Raw genomic sequence first — 6,871 nt, 5'->3', positions numbered from 1 at the left:
ATGCCGATGCAAGGCAATATCTTGCTAATATCAAACGTTTGATTGTATCAATCTGGCGATCACAGATAATATACGCAAATATGGTCGATTATGTATATAAGGCTAATGGGATTTGAGACAGCCTCTTGAATCCCGGACCCGGGGTATCAGGGATTTTAATCCCGCAACTTTTTAGGGGATGCGCTTGGATCAAGTGATTTGGAAAGTAATAGATTGCGATGAGTCTGCCGCCAGGAACCTTCACGAACAGACCGGCACGGCTCCTGTCATCTGTAAACTGCTCGTAAACAGGGGCGTAAAGTCAGTCTCTGATCTAGATCGTTTCATGAGCCCTTCGCTATCGCAGATGCACGACCCATACCTGCTTGTCGACATGGAGGCGGGTGTCGAGCGCCTTGCCGACGCAATCGTCTCTGGCGAAAAGATATGCATCCACGGCGATTATGATGTCGACGGCGTCACAAGCACAGCCCTGCTGGTAAGGACCCTACGTGCCTTAAAAGCAAATGTCGACTATCTGCTGCCGCACCGCCAGAGAGACGGCTACGACATAAAACCCTTCGCAATAGACGCGGCGGCAAAGAAAGGCTGCTCACTGGTCGTAAGCTGTGACTGCGGCATAAATGCCGTCTCGACAGCCCGGCGCGCCAAAGAACTGGGCATCGATCTGATTATTACAGACCATCATGATCCCGGAGACGAACTGCCTGAAGCGGTTGCGGTCATTAACCCCAAGAGGTCTGATTCACAGTATCCGTTTACGGGGCTTGCCGGGGTAGGCGTGGCGCTTAAACTTGCCCAGGGATTAGTCCGGCTGCTGGGGCACGATGAGATGTCTTTCGTCTCTCGTTTTGTCGACCTTGCCGCTCTTGGGACAGTTGCTGATGTCGTTCCCCTGCTCGACGAGAACCGCGCAATCGTGAAATGCGGCTTGGACGCTATGGCTTCCAGCAAGAAGATCGGTCTTAAGACCATGATCAGGACCACCGGTCTTGAAGGCAAGCAGATGACCGCGCACTACCTCGCATTTGTCCTGGGCCCCAGGATCAACGCAGTCGGCAGGATGGCCGATGCCTGCGCCGCGCTCCAGCTCCTTTTGACCAAAGATGAGAAAGAAGCGAGCGCTCTTGCATTGGATATGGAGAGGCATAATTCCAACCGAAAGATCGAGCAGGAGAAAATATTGGCTCAGACTAATGCCGACCTCGAAAACAGAGATATCGACTCAAGTAGGATTCTCATGCTTTCGAATGACGGCTGGAACCCGGGTGTTATCGGCATAGTGGCTGGTAAGATTTGTGAGACCCACTGCAGGCCGACTATACTGATTGCCCGCGACGAATCCTCAGGTATGGGTGTCGGCTCGGCGCGCAGCATCGATGCTTTTCACATGCGTGATGCTCTTGCGCAATGTTCAGATTTGTTTACGCATTTTGGCGGCCACGCTTTGGCTGCTGGCTTTACTATCCCGCTGGAGAACATTCCATCCTTTGAGGAGCAGATCAGCGCTCAGGCATCCGAGACAATATCTGCAGACGAGATGGTCCCGCATATCGATATAGACGCCCAGATCGCTCCCGAGGATATCGACCGTAATCTGGCGGATATGCTGGCATCGATGGAGCCTTTCGGTGAGGGAAATCGCGAGCCTGTTTTTATGACGACAAACCTCAAGGTTCTGCAGAAGCAGAGGGTAGGGGACGGCTCTCACCTCAAGCTCAAAGTGCAGGGCAAAAAGGGTCCCGCAATCGACTGCATCGCGTTCAGAATGGGTGAGCTTTGCGACCGTCTTGAGCTTGGCGGGAGCATAGATATGTGTTACCATGTTAAACTAAATAAGTTCAATGGTGTCGAGTCAGTGCAGTTGGTCTGCAAGGCAATCAGGTAATATCGTGATAGTTCAGATGGCCGATATCGACTCTATAATCAGCAAGGTACTGGAGTATAACGATGCGGCGGATACGGATCTAATCCGGCGCGCATACAAGTTCGCCTCCGAGGCGCACAAAGACCAGAAGCGCGAGTCCGGCGAGCCTTATATTATCCACCCATTGGCGACAGCCGATATTCTGACCGACCTCGAGATGGACACAGCCAGCGTCGCAGCCGCTCTGCTGCATGACGTGGTCGAAGACCAGGACTACTCGAATGACGATATAAAGCAGAAGTTCGGTGGGGAGATTGCCGAGCTGGTCGATGGCGTCACCAAGCTGAAGATGGCCGATTTCGACGTGGTCGACGATATCGAGGAACGTACTGAAGCGCCAAAGAAGCGCCGGGCCGAGTTCAGACGCAGCGCCGAAAACCTGCGCAAGATATTCCTTGCCATGGCGCACGACTTCCGGGTCATGGTCATCAAGCTCGCCGACAGACTCCACAATATGCGCACCCTCGGCGAGCTTCCACCTGAGCGGCAGCTCAAAATTGCGCGTGAGACCATGCAGATATACGCTCCACTTGCGCACCGTCTGGGTATCTGGAAGATCAAGTGGGAGCTTGAGGACCTGGCGTTCAAATATCTCGAACCGGAAGCCTATGCGATGGTCTCGGAGAAAGTATCCGGCACACGCGGCGAGCGTGAGGACGATCTGGCCGAAGCAGTGGACATGATCCAGAGGCATCTGGCTAAGGACGGCATCGAGGCAGTGATCCAGGCCAGACCGAAGCATCTTTGGAGCATATATCAGAAGATGCTGCGCGAGAAAGTCGACATTTCGGAGATATACGACCTCTCCGCGGTCCGCGTTATCGTAAACCGGGTAGGGGAATGTTATCACGCGCTGGGGCTGGTCCACGACCTCTGGATGCCGATTCCGGAGAGGTTTTCGGACTATATCGCAAAGCCCAAGTCAAACATGTATCAATCTCTGCACACCAAGGTGATTGGGCCCAGGGGCGAGCCGTTGGAGGTGCAGATCAGGACGTGGGACATGCACAGGGTCGCCGACTTTGGTGTGGCCGCCCACTGGCAATATAAAGAGAGGATGCGCTCCGGCGATGAGTTCGAGCGCAAGCTATCATGGCTTCGCCAGCAGCTCTTTGACTGGCAGTCCGACAGCAAGGACGCCGGTGAGTTTTTGCACTCGGTCATCAACGATCTTTTTACAGATCAGGTCTTTGTGTTTACTCCCAGAGGCGACGTTATTGACCTGCCCGCAGGCTCCACTCCTGTGGACTTCGCATACAGGATTCACAGCGACGTAGGTAACCACTGCGTAGGCGGCAAGGTAAACGGTCGGATAGTGCCTCTTACGTATAAGTTCAACAACGGCGACATAGTCGAAGTAATAACCCGGTCCAACGCACAGCCGAGCCTGGATTGGCTCGCGTTTGTAAAGACCTCCCATGCCCGCAATCGAATCAAAGGCTTTTACAGAAAGGCGCACTATTCCGAGAATGTCACAAGGGGCCATGAAATGCTTGAGCGTGAGCTTGAGAGGCTTGGCCACGAGCCCAAGGAACTGATAAAAGCCAGCGACATTTTAGCTGTCGCCAAAGCCCTAAACCTCCAGAGTGAAGATGATCTGTACGCCGCCATCGGCTACGGTCATGTAGCGCTTGGCAGCGTGGTCAACAGACTAAAGATACCTGAGCCGCAGAAGCCGGAGGCGCTGGTCATAGAGGCTCCCAAGCCTACGGGCAAGAGCAAACTTGCGGTAACACTCGACGGAGTGAAGAATCTGATGATCTCGCGGGCAAAGTGCTGCGCGCCGCTTCCGGGTGAGGAAGTCATCGGCTATGTCTCGCGGGGTAAGGGTGTATCGCTGCACTCGATCACATGCCCTAATGTTGCGGCATATAAAGCGACCGAGCCTGAGCGCCTGGTAGATATCAACTGGGTCGAGACTAATGGTGAGCGTTATCCCACGGACCTTTCGATCCGCGCCCTCAATCGCATGGGTCTGCTTAGCGAGATAACGGCGCTATTCTCTGAGTCTAAGACAAATATCACCGGCGCGAAAGTCAAGACTTTGGTCGATAAGACTGCAAGCATAGACCTTACCGTAGACCTGCCGAATGTCGAGGCTTTGAACGATATCATGCTCAAGGTCGGCAGCCTTTCCGATGTGCTCAATATCGAGAGGGTCTCTGCTCACAGGTCCAGAAAGAGCAAGTGAGAAACAGGTAATAGGCAACAGGCAATGAGTGCCGGTGATTATGAACTCACTCCTGGGGGAGAGGGCAGACGGATTTATTATCTATTATTGTATATTGATTATTTGTCTGGGAAGTGAGTCTGCCGCAACCAAACTGATGTGGATAAATTCATGAAACCAGTTGTCTATATGCTTTGTGGGTTGACCGGTTCTGGAAAAACCACTTATGCCAAAAAACTAGAAAACAAGGATTTGATTCGTCTATCAGTAGATGAAATTATTTTCGAGCAATACGGCAGGTATTGCGTAGACTATCCTGAAGCCGAGTATTCTAAATATTACGAACCTGCCGTCAAAGAGTTTGATAATCGGCTGATAGAACTCTTAAAGAACAATAAATCTGTAATACTAGATACCGGCTGTTGGACAAAGGCCGATAGAGACAGATATAAGGGTCTGATTAAAGAATATGGCTGTGAATGGAAGCTGCTTTATTTTAAGGTTGCCCCCGAAATATTAATTCAACGGTTGGAAGAACGGAATAAGCGTTCTGATGCCAATTCGCTAAAAGTTACAAACGAAGCACTTTGTGACTTCATTAAACGGTTTGAAGAACCTTCTGGCGAAGGTGAAGAGCTCGAATATTGAAGAATGGCATGGAAAATTTTTGTGTATTGGGAATCTTGTTCCCGATACGTGCTGTCCATTTTGAAAATGAATCCCTTATAAATGAAAGGAAAACTGGGGATGGAGGCTGGCGTTTTTTCCTGGCCCCTAGCCCCAAACCCCTATCCCCGATAATGAGATGAAAGCAGTAATCCAGCGAGTAAAAAGCGCAAGCGTGAGTGTGGACGGCGAGCAGATTTCGCATATAGGCAGAGGCCTGGCTATACTGCTGGGCGTTGCCAAAGGTGACGGTGCTAAAGATATCAACTATCTCGCTGAGAAAATATCCAACCTGCGGATTTTTGAGGACGATGCGGGAAAGATGAACCTGTCCGTGATCGATATTGGAGGGCAGGCTTTGGTCGTCTCTCAGTTCACGCTCATGGCGGACTGCAAAAAAGGTCGCAGACCGGGTTTTGATAAAGCAGCCGCTCCGGAATTGGCCGAGGTGTTGTATAATGATTTTATGGCAGTGCTGGCAGCGTGCGGTGTACCCGTGCAGACGGGCAGATTTCAATCGCACATGCTATTTACGATAGAAAACGACGGCCCTGTAACACTGGTTTTGGATAGTGAAATATGAGTATTGCATTCAACGATGGTGAGTTCGAGCATGAGTCTGGTGAGTTCGAGGAGCGTATGCGCTCAAACGCTCCCGCAGCCGAGCGCGAGCCTGAGACCGCCTACGATCAGCAGGAGCTTGGCGACGCATTAAGTCATGAGGGCCGGGTGCGTGAAGCGGTTGTGCACTACCGCAAGGCTGTCGAGATGGAGGGGGCCAATCCCAGCTATCATACACGGCTGGGCGATGCCTACGCCTATTCCGAACTGTCTGTAAAGGCGGTGGCCGAGTATAAGAAAGCTCTCAGAATCAGCCCCAGGCGCGCCGAACCCCATTACAGCCTCGGCGAGATATATCGCCGATACGGCAAGTGGAACGCAGCAATAGTCGAGTATCGAAAAGCCGCTCAGTTTAATGCCATGAACCCGTTTTATAGATATAAACTCGGCGTAGCGCTCTCGCATGTCGGGCTGTGGGACGAGGCGATGCTCCAACTTGAGATGGCCGTCCAGATCGCGCCGACGGACGGGTTCTATCACTTTTGGCTGGGCGATATATACGGTCGGATGGGCCGGGTAGGCGATGCCATCGTCGAGCTTCAGCAGGCGACTATCTTCAGCCCCGCGGACTCATATTATTCGTTTAGACTGGGTCTGATGTATCTGCGCGGATCATTTCACTCCGATGCGGTCGCAGCCCTTAAGCGCGCGTTAAAGCTCAAACCGGGTGAGAGACCCTATCATGCAGTGCTTGCGGAGGCGTATCGAGCTTGCGGTGATATCAAGCGTGCAAATGTCCACTATCGGGTCGCTGAGGATATGGATTACTATGATACAGCCAATCTGGCCGTTGCCAGACGGGGAATTGAGGGGACTGATTGAGTCTGGATTTTCGTGTAGTTGAAGTAGGCCTGCTGCAGGTAAACTGTTACCTGCTTTGGGATGTGGAGACCAAAAAGGCCGCAGTAATAGATCCCGGTGACGACACCGATATCATAATCAAGAACATAAGCTCGCTCGATCTGGATGTGGAGTGGGTCCTTCTGACACATGGCCACTTCGATCACACTTTCTGCGTGGGCGAGATAGCGAGCCGATATGATGTAAGGATCGGCTTGCAGGCTCTCGATCTGCCCGCATTGACCCAGAGCCTTGGCTTTGAAGAATCGTTTTATGACATGTCGCAGCGCGTGCCGTTTAGCGTTACTGATCTCATCAACGAAGGCGACGAGATACACCTTGGCGAATCCACGATACGCATTCTTCACACTCCGGGTCATACTCAGGGCGGTGTGTGTTATGTTACCGATATAGGGGTCTTCTGTGGAGATACAATCTTTGCTGGCAGCGTTGGGTGCAGCGATTTCGGCGGATCGCACGAACAGATTATCGACTCAATCAAGACGAAGATACTGCCGCTTGACGATTCGACTTGTCTCTACCCCGGTCATGGCCCATCAACAACCGTTGGCATCGAGCGCCGGTCAAACCCGTTTTTGTAGGATCGCAATACGCAAAACACTGATTGACAAGACCGATTACGTTTT

The 6,871-nt window shown here is 52.0% G+C and carries 6 protein-coding genes; all 6 read left to right on the top strand.

Annotated features, from left to right (window positions below; translation table 11 throughout):
• Window positions 1-193 precede the first annotated feature (193 nt).
• The 6 genes from recJ (at window position 194) to ABFD83_05640 (ending at window position 6,826) form a co-directional block, all read left to right on the top strand.
• Entirely contained in the window at window positions 194-1,888 is a 1,695-nt protein-coding gene (recJ, locus tag ABFD83_05665; protein MEN6356555.1) for a single-stranded-DNA-specific exonuclease RecJ, read from the top strand.
• 4 nt (window positions 1,889-1,892) lie between these two features.
• Window positions 1,893-4,118, top strand: coding sequence for a bifunctional (p)ppGpp synthetase/guanosine-3',5'-bis(diphosphate) 3'-pyrophosphohydrolase (locus ABFD83_05660; protein MEN6356554.1), 2,226 nt, complete (start codon window positions 1,893-1,895; stop codon window positions 4,116-4,118).
• 150 nt (window positions 4,119-4,268) lie between these two features.
• Entirely contained in the window at window positions 4,269-4,745 is a 477-nt protein-coding gene (locus ABFD83_05655) for an ATP-binding protein (protein ID MEN6356553.1), read from the top strand.
• Between the two features lie 157 nt (window positions 4,746-4,902).
• Window positions 4,903-5,346 carry a D-aminoacyl-tRNA deacylase gene (gene dtd, locus ABFD83_05650; GenBank protein ID MEN6356552.1) on the top strand — a complete coding sequence of 148 codons (444 nt, stop codon included), beginning with the start codon at window positions 4,903-4,905 and terminating at the stop codon, window positions 5,344-5,346.
• Window positions 5,343-6,206 carry a tetratricopeptide repeat protein gene (locus ABFD83_05645; protein ID MEN6356551.1) on the top strand — a complete coding sequence of 288 codons (864 nt, stop codon included), beginning with the start codon at window positions 5,343-5,345 and terminating at the stop codon, window positions 6,204-6,206. The genes dtd and ABFD83_05645 overlap by 4 nt, the downstream gene beginning before the upstream one ends.
• On the top strand, window positions 6,203-6,826 hold the full coding sequence (locus tag ABFD83_05640) for an MBL fold metallo-hydrolase (protein ID MEN6356550.1): 624 nt from the start codon (window positions 6,203-6,205) through the stop codon (window positions 6,824-6,826). The genes ABFD83_05645 and ABFD83_05640 overlap by 4 nt, the downstream gene beginning before the upstream one ends.
• Window positions 6,827-6,871 lie beyond the last annotated feature (45 nt).

This window comes from Armatimonadota bacterium (assembly GCA_039679645.1).
GTDB lineage: Bacteria > Armatimonadota > UBA5829 > UBA5829 > UBA5829 > UBA5829.
The sequence above is the reverse complement of the archived record's forward strand: the minus strand, read 5'-3'. Positions and strand labels throughout refer to the sequence as shown.

What these genes read in the sequence shown, in the direction of transcription:
- ABFD83_05655 (MEN6356553.1), top strand. Translation starts at nt 4,269, where the DNA reads ATGAAACCAGTTGTCTATATGCTTTGTGGGTTGACCGGTTCTGGAAAA.
- dtd (MEN6356552.1), top strand. Translation starts at nt 4,903, where the DNA reads ATGAAAGCAGTAATCCAGCGAGTAAAAAGCGCAAGCGTGAGTGTGGAC.
- ABFD83_05645 (MEN6356551.1), top strand. Translation starts at nt 5,343, where the DNA reads ATGAGTATTGCATTCAACGATGGTGAGTTCGAGCATGAGTCTGGTGAG.